Below are 3,665 nucleotides of genomic sequence, written 5' to 3'. Positions count from 1 at the left end.
CGCCGTCAACCCATTCGACGCACCATCCTGATTAACCGCACTCCCCCGCACCACCGCCAACACCCGATGACCCCGACGACGCGCATCCGACAACCGCTCCACCACCACCACACCCACACCCTCGGAGAAGCCCGTGCCGTCCGCCGCGTCCGAATAGGGCCGGCACCGCCCGTCGGGTGACAACGCACGTTGGTGACCGAAGTCCACGTAGAGACCGGGGGTGGACATGATGGTGGCGCCGCCGGCCAGGGCCAGCGAGCACTCCCCGGCCTGCAGCGCCTGCCCGGCCAGGTGCAGTGCCACCAGCGACGACGAACACGCGGTGTCCACGGTGACCGCCGGGCCTTCCAGACCCATGACGTAGGAGACCCGGCCGGAGGCGACGCCGCCGGTGGTGCCCGAGCTGAGGTAGCCGGCCACGGCGTCGGGCGGCACGTCCACGCGGATGCCGTAGTCGTGATACATCAGGCCGGTGAACACCGCGGTGTCACTGCCGCGCAGGGTGGCCGGGTCGATGCCGGCGTGTTCCAGGGCCTCCCAGGAGACCTCCAGCAGGTGCCGTTGTTGCGGGTCCATCGCGAGGGCCTCGCGGTGGGAGATGCCGAAGAAGTCGGCGTCGAAGTCGGCCGCGTCGTGCAGGAAGCCGCCGCCCCTGGCGTAGGTGTGTCCGGAGCTGCCCGGCTCCGGGTCGTACAGGTCGTCGGGCCAGCCGCGGTCGGTCGGGAAACCGGTGATCGCGTCGCGTTCCTCGACGACGAACCGCCACAGGTCGTCGGCCGACCGGATGCCACCGGGGTAGCGGCAGGCCATCCCCACGATCACCACCGGGTCGTCGGCGGTGGCCCGGTTACCGGTGACGGCCTGGCGGCCGGGTGCGGAGGGGGTGTGCCGCCCGCCGGTCAGCTGCTGGCGCAGGTACTCCGCGAGGGTGCCCGGATCGGGGTGGTCGAAGACCAGGGTGGCGGGCAGCCGCAGGCCGGTGGCCCTGCCGAGCCGGTTACGGAACTCGACCGCGAGCAGCGAGTCGAAGCCGATCTCCTTGAACGCCCGGTCGGGCCGGATCAGGTCGGGGCTGTCGTGGCCGAGGACGGTGGCGGCGTGCGTGCGGACCAGGTCGAGCGCCAGTCGTTGTTGCTCCTCGGCCGGTCTGCGGGCGAGCCGGCCGTCGAGCCGGTGCGGTGGGGAGGCGGGTGTGGTGGTGCGGCCGCGCAGCAGCGGGGAGGTCTCGTCTCCCGGTGTGCGGGTGAGCCGGGCCGCGACGAGTTCGGGCACGGGGGTCCGCAGGGCCGCGTCGAACAGCCGCAGGCCGTCGCCGACGGAGAGGGGGTGTACGCCGGCGCGGGCCAGTCGGGCCCGGTCGGCGTCGGTCATCGCCTCGGTCAGGCCGGTGTTCACCTCCCACAGGCCCCAGGCGATCGACTGTGCCGGCGCGCCGTGGGCGTGCCGACGCCGGGCGAGGCTGCCGAGTGCGGCGTTGGCGGCGGCGTACGCGGCCTGCCCCGCGTTGCCCAGGACGCCGACGACGGAAGAGAACAGCACGAAGAACGCCAGGTCCTGGTCGCGGGTCAGTTCGTCGAGCAGGACGGCCGAGGTGACCTTGGCGGCCATCACGCGGGCCAGTCGGTCCGGGGTGAGTGACGTGAGGGGGGCGTCGTCGAGGATGCCCGCCGCGTGCACGATGCCACCCACGCGTACGCCGCGCAGCGCCTCGCCCAGTGCGGCCCGGTCCGCCACGTCGACGGCCACGATGTCGGCGTCCAACTCCGCTGCCAGGTCGGCTGCCCCGGGGGCGGCCGGTCCGCTGCGGCTGAGCAGCAGCAGGCGGCGTACCCCGTGGTCGGCCTTCAGCCGGCGGGCGATCAGTGCGCCCAGGGTGCCCGTGCCGCCGGTGACGACGACGGTGGACTGCGGGTCGACGGTGAGCGGGGTGTCGCCGGGGTGCGCGGGGACGAGCCGTGGCACGTGGGCGACGCCGTCGCGGAAGGCGAGTTGTGGTTCGTCCCAGCCGGCGACGTCCGGCGCCACGGCGCCGCCGTCGGAGTCGACCAGCACGAAACGGCCCGGGTGTTCGGCCTGCGCCGACCGGACGAGGCCCCACACGGCGGCGCTGTCGAGGCCGGGTGGTTCGTCGTCCGCCGTGACGGCGCACGCCTGTCGGGTGGTGAGCACCAGTGGTTCGGATGGGCCGGTCAGCCGCCGCTGCAGGATGTCCAGTACGGCTGCGGCGTCCTGGCCGGTGACGTCGACGACGTCGCCGGTGCCGGTGGCGGTCGGCGGGTCGAACCGCTGCCACGCGACGGTGAACAGGGCCCCGCCGGGCACACCGTCGCCGGCCGGGGCGCGCAGGGTCAACGCGTCGACGGTCAGCACGGGTGCGCCGGTCTGGTCGACGGCGTCGATCGCCACGGCGTCGGGTGTGACGCGGCGTAGTCGGGCGCGCAGCGCCGATCCGGCTGGTGCGTGCACGCTGACGCCGGTCCAGACGAACGGCAGGCCGTCCGCGGTCCCGCCGTCGAGCAGCGTCGCGGCGTGCAGCACGGCGTCGAGCAGCGCCGGGTGGACGGTGTGCCCGCCGGTGGCCAGGTCGGTGCTCGTCTCGACGGTCACGTAGCCGTCGTGCGACCAGGCCGCGTCCAGGCCCCGGAACGCCGGCCCGTACTGGAATCCGCGCTCGTCGAGTTCCTCGTAGAGGCCGGTCAGGGGGATCTCGGTGCCCTCGGTGGCGGGGTGGTCGTCCGGTGGCCGCTGGGGTTCGCGGCTCAGGGTGCCGGTGGCGTGGCAGGTCCACGCGGGTGAGCCGGTGGCGTCCGTCCGGGCGTTGATCCGCACCGGGCGATGATCCGGTTGGTCGGTGGGCTCAATGACGACCTGCACCTCGACGGTTCCCGACGGGGGGAGCACCAGTGGGGTGGACAGGGTCAGTTCGGCGATGCGGGGGTATCCGGCGAGTTCACCGGCGGTCGCCGCGAGGTCGAGGAAACCGGTGCCGGGGAAGAGGACGTCTCCGCGTACCTTGTGGTCGGCCAGCCAGGGGTGGGTCCGGCGCGACATCGCGCCGAGCAGCACCAGGCGGCCCGGGTCGGGGGTGCTCACCAGGGCCCGGAGGATGTCGTGCTCGATCCGGTCCAGACCGGTGCCGGTGCCGATGGTCGGCGGGCCGGTGGTGTCGGTGTGCCAGAAGTGTTCGTGTTGGAAGGGATACGTCGGCAACACCACCCGAGCACCACCCACCAACGCCGCACCCCAATCAACCCCCACACCCCCCACGAACACCTCACCCAACGACAACAAAAACCGCCCCCAACCACCCTCACCACGACGCAACGTCCCCACCACCACACCCCCACCACCCCCCGCCTCCACCACCTCCTCCACCGCACCCGTCAACACCGGATGCGGACTCACCTCAACAAAAACCCGAAACCCCTCACCCACCAACCCCTCCACCGCACCCGCAAAACCCACCACCTCCCGCAAATTACGACACCAATACCCCGCCCCCAACTCACCCCCATCAACCACCCCACCCACCACCGTCGAATAAAACGGAACCCCACCCGACACCGGCACCACCGACCCCAACTCCACACCCAACCGACCCACCACCCCATCCACCCCAGACGAATGCGCCGCATAATCCACATCAACCACCCGCACCCACACCC

General features: G+C 72.4%; 1 protein-coding gene. It reads right to left on the bottom strand.

Features of this window, described 5'->3' with window-relative positions; translation table 11 throughout:
* Nucleotides 1-3,651: type I polyketide synthase (locus JQX11_RS31870; RefSeq protein WP_307826478.1), on the bottom strand; the 3,651-nt coding region annotated here is incomplete at its 3' end.
* Nucleotides 3,652-3,665 lie beyond the last annotated feature (14 nt).

Source organism: Micromonospora humida (assembly GCF_016901255.1).
In the GTDB taxonomy this organism is placed as follows: Bacteria; Actinomycetota; Actinomycetes; order Mycobacteriales; family Micromonosporaceae; genus Micromonospora; species Micromonospora wenchangensis.
Note: the sequence above shows the minus strand (reverse complement) of the source record. Positions and strands in the feature narration are given on the sequence as shown.